The 17,857-nt window shown below is 44.4% G+C and carries 12 protein-coding genes and 1 pseudogene; 11 read left to right on the top strand and 2 right to left on the bottom strand.

Going from position 1 to position 17,857, the window contains the following annotated elements; all coding sequences use genetic code 11:
* The first annotated feature begins 3 nt into the window (after nt 1–3).
* Together pbp2x and mraY are read left to right on the top strand one after the other, a co-directional pair.
* Complete coding sequence (gene pbp2x, locus ACT17O_RS09010) at nt 4–2,259, top strand: penicillin-binding protein PBP2X (RefSeq protein ID WP_444817446.1); 2,256 nt, start codon at nt 4–6, stop codon at nt 2,257–2,259.
* 1 nt (nt 2,260) lies between these two features.
* Nucleotides 2,261–3,241 carry a phospho-N-acetylmuramoyl-pentapeptide-transferase gene (mraY, locus tag ACT17O_RS09005; RefSeq protein WP_000625795.1) on the top strand — a complete coding sequence of 327 codons (981 nt, stop codon included), beginning with the start codon at nt 2,261–2,263 and terminating at the stop codon, nt 3,239–3,241.
* Between the two features lie 69 nt (nt 3,242–3,310).
* Here the strand turns inward: mraY and ACT17O_RS09000 are convergent.
* Both ACT17O_RS09000 and treR read right to left on the bottom strand, forming a co-directional pair.
* Nucleotides 3,311–8,112: pseudogene (locus ACT17O_RS09000) on the bottom strand (SIALI-17 repeat-containing surface protein); the annotation flags it as partial.
* 235 nt (nt 8,113–8,347) lie between these two features.
* Nucleotides 8,348–9,061, bottom strand: coding sequence for a trehalose operon repressor (gene treR, locus ACT17O_RS08995; RefSeq protein WP_444817445.1), 714 nt, complete (start codon nt 9,059–9,061; stop codon nt 8,348–8,350).
* 184 nt (nt 9,062–9,245) lie between these two features.
* Between treR and treP the strand changes: the two genes are divergently transcribed.
* From treP to ACT17O_RS08950, 9 genes are all read left to right on the top strand, one after another.
* Nucleotides 9,246–11,264: a PTS system trehalose-specific EIIBC component gene (gene treP / locus ACT17O_RS08990; RefSeq protein ID WP_444817444.1), complete on the top strand. Its 2,019-nt coding sequence runs from the start codon at nt 9,246–9,248 to the stop codon at nt 11,262–11,264.
* Between the two features lie 177 nt (nt 11,265–11,441).
* Entirely contained in the window at nt 11,442–13,067 is a 1,626-nt protein-coding gene (treC, locus tag ACT17O_RS08985) for an alpha,alpha-phosphotrehalase (protein ID WP_444817443.1), read from the top strand.
* Between the two features lie 144 nt (nt 13,068–13,211).
* Nucleotides 13,212–13,457, top strand: coding sequence for a YneF family protein (locus ACT17O_RS08980; RefSeq protein WP_000364980.1), 246 nt, complete (start codon nt 13,212–13,214; stop codon nt 13,455–13,457).
* A gap of 205 nt (nt 13,458–13,662) precedes the next feature.
* The gene (gene racE / locus ACT17O_RS08975) at nt 13,663–14,457 is read left to right on the top strand and encodes a glutamate racemase (RefSeq protein WP_444817442.1); all 795 of its coding nucleotides are present in this window, start codon (nt 13,663–13,665) and stop codon (nt 14,455–14,457) included.
* Entirely contained in the window at nt 14,415–15,425 is a 1,011-nt protein-coding gene (locus ACT17O_RS08970; protein WP_009013735.1) for a nucleoside-triphosphate diphosphatase, read from the top strand. Before racE ends, ACT17O_RS08970 begins: the two co-directional genes overlap by 43 nt.
* Nucleotides 15,401–15,922, top strand: a complete 522-nt coding sequence (locus ACT17O_RS08965; RefSeq protein WP_001118947.1) for a metallophosphoesterase — start codon at nt 15,401–15,403, stop codon at nt 15,920–15,922. The genes ACT17O_RS08970 and ACT17O_RS08965 overlap by 25 nt, the downstream gene beginning before the upstream one ends.
* Nucleotides 15,919–16,380 carry a cyclic-di-AMP-binding protein CbpB gene (cbpB, locus tag ACT17O_RS08960; RefSeq protein ID WP_000560696.1) on the top strand — a complete coding sequence of 154 codons (462 nt, stop codon included), beginning with the start codon at nt 15,919–15,921 and terminating at the stop codon, nt 16,378–16,380. The genes ACT17O_RS08965 and cbpB overlap by 4 nt, the downstream gene beginning before the upstream one ends.
* Nucleotides 16,377–17,111 (top strand): site-specific tyrosine recombinase XerD, encoded by a 735-nt coding sequence (xerD, locus tag ACT17O_RS08955; protein WP_277619949.1) that lies wholly within the window; start codon nt 16,377–16,379, stop codon nt 17,109–17,111. The genes cbpB and xerD overlap by 4 nt, the downstream gene beginning before the upstream one ends.
* On the top strand, nt 17,111–17,839 hold the full coding sequence (locus tag ACT17O_RS08950) for a segregation/condensation protein A (RefSeq protein WP_084881295.1): 729 nt from the start codon (nt 17,111–17,113) through the stop codon (nt 17,837–17,839). Before xerD ends, ACT17O_RS08950 begins: the two co-directional genes overlap by 1 nt.
* The last annotated feature ends 18 nt before the right edge of the window (nt 17,840–17,857 follow it).

Here is a 17,857-nt window from a genome sequence, read left to right as displayed (position 1 = left end):
GATATGAAACAATTGAAAGAAAAAATCATCCGTTTTGCCGTTCGTAATCGTAAATCACCAGAAGAAAATCGCCGAAGAGTAGGGAAGAGTCTAAGTTTATTGGCAGTCGTACTCTTCGCTGTCTTTTTGGTCAACTTTGCGGTTATTATCGGAACGGGTAAAAAATTTGGTAAGGATTTGGTTCAAGAGGCCAAAAAGGTTCACCAAACAACCAAGACGATTCCAGCCAAGCGGGGGACCATTTACGATCGTAATGGAACGCCTATTGCAGAAGATGCGACTTCGTATAATATCTATGCCGTTATTGACAAGTCCTACAAGTCAGCAACAGGCAAAATTCTCTATGTAGAGGATTCTCAATTTAATAAGGTGGCTGAGATTTTCCATAAGTATCTGGATATGGAGGAGTCTTATGTCAAGGAACAACTTTCTCAGCCAGATCTAAAACAGGTGTCTTTTGGTACCAAGGGAAATGGGATCACCTATGCCAATATGATGGCTATTAAAAATGACCTTAAAACAGCTGGCGTTGAGGGAGTTGACTTTACAACTAGCCCTAACCGTAGTTATCCCAATGGACAGTTTGCTTCTTCCTTTATCGGTTTAGCGCAACTCCATGAAAATGAGGATGGCACCAAACGTTTGATTGGGACATCTGGATTGGAGAGTTCTTTAAATAACATTCTGGCGGGTACAGATGGGATCATCACCTATGAGAAAGATCGTCTGGGAAATATTGTTCCGGGTACAGATCAAGCTTCTCAACAAACAGTAGATGGAAAGGATGTGTACACAACCCTTTCTAGTCCCTTGCAATCCTTTATGGAAACCCAGATGGATGCCTTCCAGGAAAAAGTAAAAGGCAAGTATATGACGGCTACCTTGGTTAGCGCTAAAACAGGGGAAATCCTGGCTACGACCCAACGGCCGACCTTTAATGCAGATACCAAGGATGGCATCACAAAAGACTTTGTCTGGCGTGATATCCTCTATCAAAGTAACTACGAACCAGGATCAGCCATGAAGGTCATGACGTTAGCTTCGGCTATTGACAACAATACCTTCCCTGGTGGCGAGTACTTTAACAGTAGTGAATTGAAAATAGCAGATGCGACCATTCGAGACTGGGACGTCAATGAAGGATTGACTACTGGTGGGATGATGACTTTCTCACAAGGTTTCGCTCACTCCAGTAATGTTGGAATGAGTCTACTTGAACAAAAAATGGGAGATGCGACTTGGCTCGATTATCTCAATCGCTTTAAGTTTGGGGTGCCGACGCGTTTTGGTCTGACTGATGAGTATTCAGGTCAATTGCCTGCAGATAATATTGTTAATATTGCCATGAGTGCATTTGGTCAGGGGATTTCTGTAACGCAGACCCAGATGCTACGTGCTTTTACAGCTATTGCCAACGATGGGGTTATGTTGGAACCAAAATTTATCAGTGCCCTCTATGATCCAAATGACCAGTCTGTTCGTAAGTCTCAAAAGGAAATTGTCGGAAATCCTGTGTCAAAAACAGCAGCGTCCTCTACTCGGGAGCACATGGTCATGGTCGGAACAGATCCTGTCTACGGTACCATGTACAACCACAGTACAGGAAAACCAAATGTCAATGTTCCAGGTCAGAATGTCGCTCTGAAATCAGGGACTGCTCAGATTGCCGATGAGAAGAATGGGGGCTACCTGACAGGTGAAACCAACTATATCTTCTCTGTTGTGTCGATGCATCCTGCAGAGAATCCTGACTTTATCCTCTATGTGACGGTGCAACAGCCAGAGCATTATTCAGGCGTTCAGCTGGGGGAGTTTGCCAACCCAATCCTTGAGCGAGCTTCTGCTATGAAAGAATCCCTCAATCTTCAGTCAACTGCCAAGAACTTGGATCAGGTCAGCAAGACGACAAGCTATGCTATGCCGGCTACCAAAGACTTTACTCCGGGTGACCTAGCAGAAGAATTGCGCCGAAACCTGGTCCAACCAATTGTTATCGGAACAGGAACCAAGATCAAGGAACTCTCGGTTTCTGAAGGAGATAATTTGGAAGCCAATCAGCAGATCTTGATCCTGTCAGATAAGGTCGAAGAAATGCCTGATATGTACGGCTGGACAGATGAAAATGTGCAAACATTTGCCAAATGGCTGAATATAGAAGTCGAGTGGGAAGGTAGTGGCAAAACGGTCAAGAAACAAAGTGTCCGTGCCAATACAGCCCTTAAAGACATTAAAAAAATGAAAATAACTTTAGGAGATTAAGATGATTAGTTCCATTAGTGCTGGAGTTCTAGCCTTTCTATTGACCTTGATAGGTATTCCAGCCTTTATCCGATTTTATCGAAAAGCACAGATTACAGGTCAGCAGATGCACGAGGATGTCAAGCAACACCAAGCTAAAGCTGGAACTCCAACCATGGGAGGTCTTGTCTTCCTGATCGTTGCAGTTGTTGTGAGCTTCCTTGTCGCTCTCTTTACCCAACAATTGACCAACAATGTAGGCATGATTTTGTTTATCTTGGTTTTGTATGGTTTGGTAGGTTTTTTGGATGATTTCCTCAAGGTCTTTCGTAAGATTAACGAAGGCTTAAATCCCAAGCAAAAACTTGCTCTCCAGCTCCTTGGAGGAGTGATTTTCTACCTCTTTTATGAGCGTGGTGGCGACATGCTTTCGGTCTTTGGCTACCAAGTTCATCTAGGCATTTTCTATATTTTCTTTGCCCTTTTCTGGCTAGTTGGCTTTTCAAACGCAGTAAACTTGACAGACGGGATTGACGGCTTAGCAAGTATTTCCGTGGTGATTAGCTTATCGGCCTACGGTGTGATTGCTTATATGCAAAATCAACTGGATATTCTTCTTGTGATTCTTGCCATGATTGGTGGTTTGCTAGGTTTCTTCGTCTTTAACCACAAGCCTGCCAAGGTCTTCATGGGAGATGTGGGAAGTTTGGCTCTTGGTGGGATGCTGGCAGCAATCTCTATGGCCCTCCACCAAGAATGGACCCTTTTACTGATTGGGATTATCTATGTCTTTGAGACAAGCTCTGTTATGATGCAGGTTACCTACTTCAAACTTAGTGGTGGAAAACGTATTTTCCGTATGACACCTGTGCATCACCATTTCGAGCTTGGAGGATTCTCAGGCAAGGGCAATCCTTGGAGCGAGTGGAAGGTTGACTTCTTCTTTTGGGGAGTTGGGCTTCTAGCAAGTCTCTTGACCTTAGCCTTTTTATACCTGCTGTAAAAATAACCTTTGATAAAAAAATAAAACAGGATGAAGAACAACTTCATCCTGTTTTTGTGTGCTTAAAGGTTAGTTGGAGTCATCCTTTCTTCCTTTTAACATAAAAGTGGCTGTAAGGGCTAGGCTGAGGCCTGCTAAGAAGAGGAGTGGGTTGGATGCTTCTCCTGTTGCTGGAAGTTCTTCTTTAGGAGAATGATTTCCAACTTTAGCAAGACTCGGACTAGCTGAAAGTTGTTCAGCCTCGTGTGCCAAGGCTTCTTCATCTGAAGTACTTGGTTTATCCTCAGTGTTAGAGCTGGTTCCAGTTGCTTGATAGACGACAGCATAGGTACTGAAATGATTAGTGATGAATTCTACCTTTCCGTCTCGAACGGTGAAATCAAGGGCTTGCAACTCCTTGGTCGGAGTGATGTAGTAGATGTTTTCTACGCTAGCTGAAATAGGCAAGCGAACTAAGACAGCGCTTTTGGCTGTACGCTATGATCTGTTGGATTTTTAAGTTGTAGGTCGTAAGCGTCATAGGTCTTGCCAAAGAGTTCTTGAGCTAGGACACGTCGGCTAGAAACGTGAGAAATTCCTTCTAAGTCGCTGGCTCCACCGATGATTTCTACTCCAGTCTCCTTATCTTTTAAGACTTGAACTGGATAGTCAGGAAGGCTAAGGCTTGGAGCGGCCTGATCTCCGCTAGTTCCGATAGGTTTAGTGTATTCAGGTTTTTCAACAGTAGGAGTTTCCTCTTGACCTGCTGTTCCGATAGGTTTGGTGTATTCAGGTTTTTCAACAGTAGGTGCTTCCTCTTGACCTGCTGTTCCGATAGGTTCGGTGTATTCAGGCTTTTCTACAGTAGGAGACTCTTCTTGCCCCGCCGTTCCGATAGGTTCGGTGTATTCAGGCTTTTCTACAGTGGGTGGCACTTCTTGCCCTGCAGTCCCGATAGGTTTAGTGTATTCAGGAATTTCAACAGTAGGAGCTGGTTCCTCTCCCTTGCTTGTAGTTGGTTGCTTCTCATCAACTTTCTTTTCATCCTTTTTAGTAAAGACGGCTACGATAGGGCTGCTTGTGGTATTTCCTTGAATGGTATAAGCTTCAATGGCATTTCCAGCTTTGCGATTGGTTTCGTCAGGGATTGGGATTTGAACTTGATTGTCTTGGATTGATAGGATAGTCTGATCCCCACTGGTAACCAGATGCGTTTCATCCACCTTACGCAAAACTAGAGGATCTTTGACTCCTGGGAAGGTCACTGCGATGGCTTCCCAATCTCCAGCTGGTAGGCTTAAGGAAATGGTTTTGTCATTTTCCTTAAGAGGCGCAATGCTCGGGCTATCTATACCAACAGCAGGAGCTTTGATGATATCAAAGGAGTCTAGAGAGATTTTCTTGCGACCTTCTGGCGAATCTGGATCAACTTGTAATGTCAGGGTATGCGGACCGTCAGTGAGATTTGTAAATTCGCCAATAAAAGCTCTCTTTTCAGTTGCACCTGAAGTGTAGAAGTCTAGACTTGGCATTTCTTTGCCATCTAGTGTAACACGTGCTCGTCCAAGAGCGAGGCTCTTTAAGCCAAAGATACGAATACCCGTCCCTGTAAAGGAAATAGTTGCCTGAGCTTCTGAAGCTGCACTAGAGTCGCTGTTGTTAATATCAGCGTATTTTTCCGTACCTCCGTAGAGTTCAGGGTCAGACCAGTCCTTAAACTGGGCACCATACTGGATGCGCGAATCGCGATCATCTATTTTTTCAATCGTATTGCCTGTTCCTGCTAGGATCTTGAAGTAGTCTAATGAAATTTTCGAGCGCTCACTACCACGTCCTTTGTGCTCACGTTTAACACTAAGAGTCAATGTGTGAGGTCCGTCAGATAGTCCTGCGAAGCGACCAATGAGACTACCTTTTTCAGTTGCTCCAGCAGTATGGAAGTCAAGCTCCCCGACTTCTTTGCCATCAATTTTAGCAGTGGCAAGACCTAGTTCAGACGATTTCAGTCCATAGATTTCGATACCAACGCCAGTGAAAGGAATGGTAGCAGTGAGATCTTCGTCTGTGTAGTCTCCTTTTGAAAGGTCAGCAAATTTCTCTGTTCCTCCAAATAATTCTGAGTCTGCCCAGTTTCCAAAGGCAGCTCCGTACTGGATGCGGCTATCTCGGTCGTCCATCAACTCGCTATAGGTTTCGACAGTGGCCTGTTCAGAAACTTGTGTGGAAACTTCGCCCAGCATAGCCTTGACAGTATAAGTATAGGCGAGTTGAGGATTTAGTGATCGGTCAATAAAGTGGGTTTGATTGGTTACAAATTCTCTGGTCGCAGAGGTTTGGCCAGTTTCGTCTTTCACTTGTCTTTGGATGACATAGTGGGTAGCGCCTTCTACTTGGTTGAAGGTAAGTTCGGCAGTGACTCCATTTTGTCGAACGGCTGTCAGACTGGTCACACGGCCAGGGAAATGTTCAAAGGTAATGACGTCACCTTTTTGCGTTGCAAGCTGGATACGATTATCTTTAAGGATCGTTGCCTTGACTGGTTTGCCATTGACCTTGATTTGGCTAGCTTCGATATTTGGATAATCTACAACCAGGTCTCCACCGACATTTGAAAGGAAGGACAAGCTTTGCAGGTTTTTATCTTTCCACTTCATGCTGACTTCAAAGTTACCACGGGCAACCAAGCCAGAAACTTGACCGTCTTTCCATGCATCTGGAAGGGCTGGCAATGGTGCAATATAGCCAGTGTGTGATTGGAGAAGCATTTCTGCCATCCCACTGGTCGCTCCAAAGTTTCCGTCGATTTGGAAATGCGCGTGGGTATCCCAAAGGTTTTCTAGAGTTGAGTACTTGAGCTGTTCAGCGAGTAAGCGATGGGCACGGTTACCGTCCAGCAGACGAGCCCAGAGGTTGATTTTATTGGCCTTAGACCAACCAGTCCCCCCATCTCCACGGTGATTCAAGGTAGCACGCGCAGCCTCTAGGTATTCAGCCTGGTCCTTGCTAAAGAGCGTACCTGGGAAGAGACCAACTAGATGGGAAACGTGGCGGTGGTGATTTTCAATCCCTTCATTGGTGAATTGCGGACTGTCTTCTTCGTACCATTCTTTGATACGGCCCTCTTTATTGATGTGAAGTGGTTTAAGTTTGTCAAATTTAGCCTTGACCTCTGTGACTAAGTCTTGGTCGACTTTCAGATGGTTGGCAACTTCCATGTAGTCGTGGAATAGCTGCCAGACTAGCGATTGGTCAAAGGTATTTCCGATGGTGATGGTACCGTGTTCTGGTGAGTAGGATGGAGAAGACACCCAACGGTCACTGGCCTGGTCATAGTGCAAGAAGGAGTTCCAGAACTTGGCAGTCTCTTTCAACATAGGATAGATCTTTTCTTTGAGATAGGTCTCATCCTTGGTGAATTTGTAGTAGTCATAAACGTTCTGCATCATCCAGGCATTAGCAGCTGGCGACCAACCCCAATAGTAATTCCAGCCTGGAGTAGTCCAGCCAAATGGTGTCGCCTGAGTGTGGACCAGCCAACCATTTTCTTGTCCGTCTTTGGATTCGATACCTGCGTATTCCTTGGCAGCGATACGGCCATAATAGCGCATGTCATCAATGTAATTGATCATTGGCTTGGCAGTTTCAGCAAGGTTGCTCATGTAAGCTGGCCAATAGTTCATTTGCAAATTGACATTGAGGTGGTAGTCAGCGTTCCAAGGTGGATTGTCTACAGCGTTCCAGACTCCTTGGAGGTTGGCAGGAAGAGCATCTGTCCGATCACGAGACGAACTGATGAGTAGATATCGGCCATATTGGAAGAAGAGTTCTTCCAATTTTTGCCCTTTTTCTGGGTTATAGCCTTGAAGGGCCTCTTTTGTCGTTTGAGTAGTCTTGGTTCCGCCTAGATTTAGTTTAACGCGGTTAAAGAGACTTTGATAGTCCTTGATATGGGCCTTTTTAAGTGTCTCGTAGTCTTTGGACTTAGCTGCTTCGACAATCCCTTTAACTGTTTTTTCGAGGTCAATGTCTTTTCGATAGTTGGTTTTTGGATTCTGAGCAAAGTTAGTCTTGGCACTGAGATAGAGGGTTGCATAACTTGCGCCTGTGACGGTTAGAGTTTCGTCCTGAACAGTCACCTTTCCGTCCGTTTTAATTCCTAGATAGGATGCAAATTGGAGGCCGTTATCTTTGACAGTTCCCTTTAGAAGGATTCCGTTTGCATCTGTAGTGACATGACCATTCTTATAGTTGGAATATTCCCAAGAGTAGTTGCCATTAGCAAGCAAGTCTTCTGTCAAGCTGTTCCAAAGGGTAAAGTCAAGTGTCTTGTTTCCTTTTTTGGTCAAGTGGGTTACAGTGACATCATCAGGATAACTGGAGAAGGTTTCGCGTTTGAAGGTCGTCCCATCTTGGGTGTAAGAAGTGGTCGTAGTGGCTTCGGTGATGTCTAGATTACGATGATAATCAGTTACAGTATCTAGTCCTTTCTTCTGGTTATTAAAGACCATGAAGATATCTCCAAAGGCTAGGTAACGTCCATACTGGGCGTTGTTTGGTCCAACTAGATTTTGTTCAGCTAGCTGTTTTGCTTTTTGGCGGTCACCAGCTTCGAGGGCTTTACGTATCTCTGCTAAGACCTTGTAGCGATCCTTGTAGTTTCCTCCGTTATAGTCGGTGCTATCGGGTTGTGGCCCTCCTGACCAGAGGGTCTTTTCGTTGTACTGGATTCTCTCTTTCCCAATGAGTCCGAAAACCTTGGCTCCCATTTCTCCGTTTCCGACAGGAAGGGCTTGCTTTTCCCATCCGTCATAGGAGGGAGCTGTTGGCTGATTGTAGCTGAGTTGATAGTTTTCTTGTTTTGTCACAGGTTGATTTGCTTTATATCTTTCTTTTTGAGAACCGCTTACATTTTATAGAGCAGTTTCGTTTAAATTGTTTCTATTTGTCTCCTCACCTCTCATTCTAATGGTCGTTTAGCATTTGTCAAGAACTTTTTAGCAAGATACATATTTGCTGTTGTTTTTTCTTAAAATAGTAGAATAAGTGGCAAGCAGTCCCTCTTTTCCAACTATCAACTCCTTTATTTACTACTAAAAAACAGTTGAGAGTATCCCCAACTGTAAGTGTTTATTTTGGATGTCTTTTGGCAAAGTCAACAAAGTGAAATTTTTCTAATTTATGGCGACTTTCGGTGAATTGAAACTGGCGCCCGTCTTGGAGATAGACTTTTGACTTGATTGAAACGACATAAGGGTCTTTCCCAATGTCCATGAGAATCTTGTCTCGATCACCCGTGTGGTCAATGGTGATTTCTTTCTGAGCATAATCAATAAGGAGTTTGAGGTCGTCCTCTATATACGAGTAGATAGACTGCTCAGCGATTTGGCGAGTGAGATTTGGGACCAGTTCCATATCCAGATAGTCCGTATCTAGAACCGATACCAGGTCATCCACTACACGCTGGCGGACCACCTTCCACACCATCCGAAACTCTGGAAAGCCGGTTATCAGTGAGGACTTTTTATCGATAATGATCTTGTCAAGACTGACGACATTGGTTTTTGAGCGCAGCCCAAGTTCCTGAACCAGTTCTTGGTAGCTGGTTAGGTTAGAGACAGGGAAATTGACGGTTTCTTCTTTGACGACTTGAGAACCTTGCCCCCTTATCTTTTTGATCAATCCTTCCTCTTGGAGGAGGGACAGAGCTTTTCGGACGGTGTCACGGCTCACCTGATACTGGTTCATGAGGTCGTGCTCACTGGGGAGGAAATCTCCGACAGCGTAAGTCTCGTTTTGAATGGTTTCTTGGATTTGCTTAAATAATTGTTGGTATTTCTTCATATTGCTTCCTTAAATGAGTTTTGAGTCTTATTTCATACATACTTGTATCTATTTTACCATACAAGCGCTAGAAAATATGCAAAAATATCCTCTTTTTATCGCAAACAAGTTGCATACAAGTTTGGCATCGTTTACAATAGAGCTATCAAGTCAAGCTTGCTTTGACAAATATAAGGAGAATCAAATGGGAAAATTTGAACAAGAAGCTAAAGATCTGCTTCAGGCGATCGGAGGCAAGGAGAATGTCACTGCTGTCACCCACTGTGCGACACGGATGCGCTTTGTTCTCGGAGACGAAAAGAAGGCCAATGTCAAGGTCATCGAGTCGATTCCAGCCGTCAAAGGGACCTTTACCAACGCGGGTCAATTTCAGGTGATTATCGGGAATGACGTGCCGATTTTTTATAATGATTTTACAGCTGTTTCAGGCATTGAGGGTGTTTCCAAAGAAGCAGCCAAATCTGCAGCTAAGAGCAATCAAAACGTGCTTCAACGTATCATGACCACTCTAGCAGAAATCTTTACACCGATTATTCCAGCTCTGATTGTTGGTGGACTAATCCTCGGTTTCCGCAATGTCTTGGAAGGTGTGCATTGGGAATGGTTAGGGCAAAAAATCGTTGATGGAGTAGCTCAGGTAACCCAAGACGGTCAGCCTATCTACAACACGATTACCGACGTGTCCCCATTTTGGGCAGGAGTTAATCACTTCCTCTGGTTGCCTGGTGAAGCGATCTTCCAGTTCTTACCAGTAGGGATTACCTGGTCTGTCTCTCGTAAGATGGGAACTAGCCAAATCTTGGGAATTGTACTCGGGATCTGTTTGGTTTCACCTCAGTTGCTCAACGCCTATCTAGTAGCTTCTACTTCAACAGAAGAAATCGCAGCCAACTGGGTTTGGAATTTTGGTTACTTTACGGTTAACCGTATCGGTTACCAGGCTCAAGTTATCCCAGCCTTGCTTGCAGGTTTGAGTCTATCTTATCTTGAAATTTTCTGGCGCAAGCATATTCCAGAAGTCATTTCCATGATTTTTGTACCTTTCTTATCATTGATTCCAGCTTTGATTTTGGCTCACACTGTCTTGGGACCAATCGGTTGGACAATTGGGCAAGGACTCTCCGCAGTTGTCTTGGCAGGTTTGACGGGTCCTGTTAAGTGGCTCTTCGGTGCGATTTTTGGTGCCCTCTACGCTCCATTTGTCATCACTGGTTTGCACCATATGACCAATGCCATCGACACACAATTGATTGCGGATGCTGGTGGAACTGCCCTCTGGCCAATGATTGCTCTTTCTAATATTGCCCAAGGTTCAGCCGTATTTGCCTATTATTTCATGCATCGTCATGATGAGCGTGAGGCTCAGATTTCACTTCCTGCAACCATTTCAGCCTATCTCGGTGTTACAGAACCAGCCCTCTTTGGGGTCAATGTCAAATACATCTATCCATTTGTAGCTGGGATGATTGGTTCAGCCCTTGCCGGCATGTTGTCCGTTACATTTAATGTAACGGCGGCTTCTATCGGTATCGGTGGTTTGCCAGGTATCCTCTCTATTCAACCTCAATACATGCTGCCGTTTGCAGGAACCATGCTAGTTGCTATTATTGTACCAATGCTCTTGACTTTCTTCTTCCGCAAGGTCGGTCTCTTTACAAAGACAGAGGATGATACAACCTTACAGGCAGAATTTGCTGCCCAAGAAGAGGCAGAATTTGTCAGTCATGAACCAGTAACCCTTGCTCCAGTAGAAATTGTCAGCCCACTGACTGGTCAAGTGAAAGAATTGAGTCAAGCAACAGATCCAGTTTTTGCATCAGGTGTCATGGGACAAGGTCTAGTCATTGAACCAAGCCAAGGTGAGTTGACTTCTCCAGTCAATGGGACAGTGATGGTTCTTTTCCCTACCAAGCATGCCATCGGTATTGTCTCTGATGAGGGGGTAGAATTGCTCATCCACATCGGTATGGATACAGTAGGTCTTGATGGCAAAGGTTTTGAAAGTCTTGTAGCCCAAGGAGACCACGTCACAGTTGGTCAGAAACTGATTCGTTTTGATATGGATGTCATTACGGCTGCAGGTCTCGTAACAGAAACTCCTGTTATCATCACCAACCAAGATGCTTATACAGCGACTATCACTGGAACTTATCCAAGAACTATCCAAGCTGGGGCAGCTCTCATGGTCGCTACACGAATCTAATACTCTTCGAAAATCTCTTCAAACCACGTCAGCTTTATCTGCGACCTCAAAGCGGTGCTTTGAGCAACCTGCGGCTAGCTTCCTAGTTTGCTCTTTGATTTTCATTGAGTATAATTGAAATAGTACAAACAGGGAAGGAACACAGGTTCCTCCCTTTTATCAGAAAAGGAGAAACAGATGGCACTTGATAAAGGAAAAGTAGTCTATCAAATCTATCCAAAATCATACAAAGACACCACTGGAAATGGTATTGGCGATTTCCGTGGGATTATCGAAAAGATCCCCTATCTAGCCAAACTGGGTGTGGATATGGTCTGGCTCAATCCATTCTACCCAAGCCCCCAACGGGATAATGGCTACGATATTTCAGATTACATGGCAGTAGATCCCCTTTTTGGTGATATGGCTGATTTTGAGGAGATGGTGCGTATAGGTAAGGAGTACAAGATTGATTTTATGCTGGATATGGTGCTCAATCATTGCTCGACAGAACACGAATGGTTTCAGAAAGCCCTAGCTGGCGACCAGTACTACCAAGACTTTTTCTTCATCCAAGACCAACCGACAGACTGGCAGTCTAAGTTTGGTGGCTCTGCCTGGGCGCCTTTCGGGGATACAGGGAAATATTACCTCCACCTCTTTGACGAGACTCAGGCTGACCTTAACTGGCGAAATCCCAATGTCCGCAAGGAGCTTTTCAAGGTAGTTAATTTCTGGCGCGACAAGGGAGTCAAAGGTTTCCGATTTGATGTGATCAATTTGATCGGTAAGGATGAGGTCTTAGTGGATTGTCCTGAAAATGAAGGAAAGCCAGCTTACACAGACAAGCCCATCGTTCATGACTATTTGCGCATGATGAATCAAGCCACTTTTGGAACAGACGATAGCTTTATGACAGTTGGGGAAATGTCCTCAACCACCATGGAAAACTGTGTCCTTTATTCGGCGCCTGATCGTCAGGAATTATCCATGACCTTTAATTTCCATCATCTCAAGGTGGACTACAAGGATGGACAAAAGTGGACCTTGGCTCCCTTTGATTTCGAAGAATTGAAAAAGCTCTATCATAGCTGGGGCAAGGAAATGAGTGACAAAAACGGCTGGAGCGCCCTCTTTTGGAACAATCACGACCAACCACGAGCTTTGAATCGTTTTGTCGATATTCAACATTTCCGCAATGAAGGGGCGACTATGCTGGCAGCCAGCATTCACCTGTCACGTGGGACACCTTATATCTACATGGGTGAGGAAATTGGCATGGTTGACCCTGACTATGATTCCATGGCAGACTATGTGGATGTCGAGTCCATCAATGCTTATCAGATGCTCTTAAAAGAAGGGAAAAGTGAGCAAGAAGCCTTCCAGATTATTCAGGCCAAGTCACGTGATAATTCACGCATTCCCATGCAGTGGGATGCTTCGGAAAATGCTGGTTTCTCAAAAGGGACTCCATGGCTGAAGGCAGGAAAATCCTACCCTCACATCAACGTAGAAAATGACATCCAAGGCCCAATTTTCACCTTCTACCAAAACTTGATTCGACTTCGTAAGGAAATGCCAATCATTTCAGAAGGAAGCTACAAACCAGCCTTTGAAGATAGTAAGCAAGTCTATGCCTTTGAACGTCAGTATGAGGATGAAAAGTTATTGGTGCTCAATAACTTTTATGCCACAGAAGTAGAAATTGACTTGCCAGTGGTCTACCAAAATGGACAGATTCTGATTTCAAACTATGAAGATGTAGAAGTATCAGAAAAAATTCTGCTCAAACCGTATCAAACACTGGCTATCTATATAAAATAAACGTAGCAAGGAGCTCTCTTTCATTGAAATGCAGGGCTCCTTTTTTGTCGCCTATTGCCCTTTTTGAAAGCGTAAAACAAACTAGTCAGGAAAGTCACTTTATGGTATAATATAGAAGACTCAAAAAGAAACAGGAGAAAAAGAATGGACTTACTTTTAGCAATTATCTTGATTGTGTTAGCTTTTCTAGGGGGAGCTCTTGGAGGGATGTACTTGGTTCGTAAGCAAATCGAAAAAGAATTTGCGGACAACCCACGTTTGAACGCTGAGGCAGTTCGTGCTCTTTTGAGCGCAAATGGTCAAAAACCAAGCGAAGCCAAGGTACAACAAGTTTACCACCAAATTATCCGCCAACAAAAAGCAGCCCTTGCTAACAATAAAAAGAAATAAATAGGAAAAGTCTGGGATGAAAGTTCCAGACTTCTCACTATGTTCAATAGTTCTCAAGGATAAGACTTTTTCCTTGCATTCTATTGATATTTGATTATGATTAAGAGAGAGGCAGTTTCCATTCTATCAAGCTGTCTATCCGTTCATTTAGGACGAGTAATTATGATGAACTATCAATCAGAAAAAAGACTAGAAAGAAGACTGTATGGATAATCGACCAATTGGTTTTTTGGATTCGGGTGTCGGTGGCTTAACCGTTGTTCGTGAGCTCATGCGCCAGCTTCCCCATGAAGAAATCGTCTATATTGGAGATTCGGCACGGGCGCCCTATGGTCCCCGTCCTGCTGAGCAAATCCGTGAGTATACTTGGCAGTTGGTCAACTTTCTCTTGACCAAGGATGTCAAGATGATTGTCATTGCTTGTAATACTGCGACTGCGGTCGTCTGGGAAGAAATCAAGGCCCAACTAGACATTCCCGTTCTAGGTGTGATTTTACCAGGAGCTTCGGCAGCCATCAAGTCCAGTCAAGGTGGGAAAATTGGGGTGATTGGAACTCCCATGACGGTCCAATCAGACATCTACCGTCAGAAAATCCATGATCTGGATCCGGATTTACAGGTGGAGAGTTTGTCCTGTCCCAAGTTTGCTCCCTTGGTGGAGTCTGGTGCCCTGTCAACCAGTGTCACTAAGAAAGTGGTTTATGAAACCCTGCGTCCCTTGGTCGGCAAGGTGGATAGCTTGATTTTGGGTTGTACCCATTACCCACTCCTTCGCCCTATCATCCAAAATGTCATGGGACCAAAGGTTCAGCTCATCGATAGTGGGGCAGAGTGTGTACGGGATATCTCGGTTTTGCTTAACTATTTTGAAATCAATCGTAGCCGAGATGCGGGACCTCTTCAACATCGTTTTTACACAACAGCCAATAGCCAAAGTTTTGCCCAGATTGGAGCAGAATGGCTGGAAAAAGAGATTCATGTGGAGCATGTAACTTTATGACAAACAAAATTTATGAATACAAGGATGACCAGGACTGGTATGTCGGTGTCTGGGATGTCTATGGAGGCATCTATAGCCTTATCAAAGATCCTCTCGAGCTTGATTTTATGGATTTAGCGCGGATTTTTCGGGACGAGGAAAATGGCTTTCCGATTACGATAACGGTGATGCGCTGGTCTTCTAACTTCCGTCTGCTCTCCTTTATCGTTGAGATTTTAAATGCCGAAGCAGGTCGCAATCTAGAAGTCATCCAACGTCAGGGAGCTCTGCTCTTGGTTGAAAATGGAAAGCTTTTGCATGTTGAATTGCCTAAAGAAGGAGTCGATGTAGAAGCCTTCTTTGAAACTAGCAAGGTTAGAGAAACTCTGCTCATTGCGACTCGTAACGAGGGCAAGACCAAGGAATTCCGAGCTATCTTTGACAAGTTAGGCTACGATGTGGAAAATCTCAATGACTATCCAAACCTACCTGAAGTTGCTGAAACAGGCATGACCTTTGAAGAAAATGCCCGCCTGAAGGCAGAAACCATTTCCCAATTAACAGGAAAGATGGTTTTGGCAGATGACTCAGGTCTCAAAGTCGATGTCCTCGGCGGTTTGCCAGGAGTCTGGTCAGCCCGTTTTGCAGGTGTGGGAGCAACTGATCGTGAAAACAATGCCAAACTCTTGCACGAATTGGCCATGGTCTTTGAACTCAAGGACCGCTCAGCTCAATTCCATACAACCCTAGTCGTAGCTAGTCCAAACAAGGAAAGCTTGGTTGTTGAAGCTGACTGGCCAGGATACATTAACTTTGAACCCAAGGGGGAGAATGGTTTTGGTTATGATCCCCTCTTCCTTGTAGGAGAGACAGGTAAATCCTCAGCAGAGCTAACCCTTGAAGAAAAAAATAGCCAATCTCACCGCGCCTTAGCCGTTAAGAAACTTTTGGAGGTATTTCCATCATGGCAAAGCAAACCATCATTGTAATGAGTGACTCCCATGGAGATAGCTTGATTGTGGAAGAAATTCGTGACCGCTATCTAGGTAAAGTTGATGCCATTTTTCACGATGGTGACTCAGAACTCCGACCAGACTCTTCGCTCTGGGAGGGCATCCATGTCGTCAAAGGCAACATGGACTTTTATGCTGGCTACCCAGAACGTTTGGTAACTCAACTTGGTCCAACCAAGATCATCCAGACGCATGGACACTTGTTTGATATCAATTTCAACTTTCAAAAGTTGGACTACTGGGCTCAGGAAGAAGATGCCGATATCTGTCTCTATGGTCACTTGCATGTACCAAATGCTTGGATGGAAGGCAAGACTCTTTTTCTAAATCCAGGCTCCATCAGCCAACCACGAGGAACTATTAGAGAATGCCTCTATGCACGTGTGGAGATTGATAACAGCTATTTCAAAGTAGAGTTTTTGACACGTGACCATGAGGTTTATCCAGGCTTGTCCAAGGAGTTTGCTCGATGATTGCCAAGGAATTTGAAGCATTTTTATTGGAGCAGGAAGAGACTTTTCTTACCCCTGCTGAGAATCTAGCAGCTTTGATTGATACCCACAATGCCGACCATGCGATTTTAGTGCTGAGCCAAATCACTTATACCCGTATCCCTGTTGTGACTTTTGACAAACGCTTTGTCGGAACCATTGGTCTGAGAGACATTTTGGCTTATCAAATGGAGCAAGGTTTGACGGATGAGCAGATGGCAACGACAGACATCGTCAATATGACCAAGACGGATGTGGCAGTTGTCGCTCCAGACTATAACATCACAGAGGTCCTCCATAAACTGGTGGATGAACCCTTCTTGCCAGTGGTAGATGATGAAGGGATTTTTCAAGGAATCATCACGCGCAAGTCCATCCTCAAGGCCGTCAATGCTCTCTTACATGACTTTAGTAAGGAATATGAGATTCGATGCAAATGAGAGATAGCATTTCAGCCTTTTTAGAGGAAAAACAGGGCTTGTCTACCAATTCCAAGCAGTCCTATAAGTATGATCTGGAGCAATTTTTAGACATTGTGGGTGAGCGGATTTCTGAGACCAGTCTTAAGATTTACCAAGCCCAGCTAGCCAATCTAAAAATCAGCGCCCAGAAGCGAAAACTTTCGGCCTGTAACCAATTTCTCTACTTTCTCTATCGAAACGGAGAAGTGGACAGCTTTTACCGTCTGGAATTAGCCAAACAAGCTGAAAAGAAGACTGAAAAGCCAGAGATTCTAAATTTAGACTCTTTTTGGCAGGAAAGTAATTATCCAGAAGGACGCTTGCTGGCGCTTCTTATCTTGGAAATAGGGCTCTTGCCAAGTGAGATTTTAGCCCTTAAGGTTGCAGATATCAATCTGGATTTTCAAGTGTTGAGAATCAGCAAGGCTTCCCAACAGAGGATTGTCACCATACCCACGACCTTGACTCCAGAATTGGAACCCTTGATGGGGCAGACCTATCTCTTTGAAAGGAGTGGGAAAACCTATTCTCGTCAGTGGGCCTTTCGTCAGCTGGAGTCCTTTGTCAAGGAGAAAGGTTTTCCAGCCTTATCAGCCCAAGCCTTGCGGGAACAGTTCATTCTAAGACAGATAGAAAACAAGGTCGATTTGTACGAAATTGCAAAAAAACTAGGATTAAAAACAGTCCTGACCTTAGAAAAATATAGATAATGGATATTAAATTAAAAGATTTTGAAGGGCCGCTGGACTTGCTTTTGCACCTGGTTTCTAAGTACCAGATGGATATCTACGATGTGCCTATCACAGAAGTCATCGAACAGTATCTAGCCTATGTCTCAACCTTGCAGGCAATGCGTCTGGAAGTGACGGGCGAGTATATGGTCATGGCTAGTCAGCTGATGCTGATCAAGAGTCGCAAGCTCTTGCCAAAGGTAGCAGAAGTGACAGACTTAGAGGATGACCTGGAGCAGGACCTTCTCTCTCAAATCGAAGAATACCGCAAGTTCAAGCTCTTGGGTGAGCACTTGGAGGCTAAGCACCAAGATCGGGCCCAGTACTATTCCAAAGCGCCGACAGAGTTGATTTACGAGGATGCGGAGCTTGTGCATGACAGGACGACCATTGACCTCTTTTTGGCTTTTTCAAATATCCTAGCCAAGAAAAAAGAGGAGTTCGCACAGAACCACACGACCATCCTGCGCGATGAGTATAAGATTGAGGACATGATGGTCATTGTAAAAGAGTCCTTGACTGGACGAGACCAGTTGCGTTTGCAGGATTTGTTCAAGGAAGCCCAGAATGTCCAAGAGGTTATTACCCTCTTTTTGGCAACCCTAGAGTTAATCAAAACTCAGGAATTGATCCTCGTGCAAGAGGAGAGTTTCGGAGATATCTATCTTATGGAAAAGAAGGAAGAAAATCAAGAGGCACAAAGCTAGACTTGATAGAGAGGAAAG

Origin of the sequence: Streptococcus sp. HJ1 (assembly GCF_052399005.1) — a bacterium.
GTDB lineage: Bacteria > Bacillota > Bacilli > Lactobacillales > Streptococcaceae > Streptococcus.
Note: the sequence above shows the minus strand (reverse complement) of the source record. Positions and strands in the feature narration are given on the sequence as shown.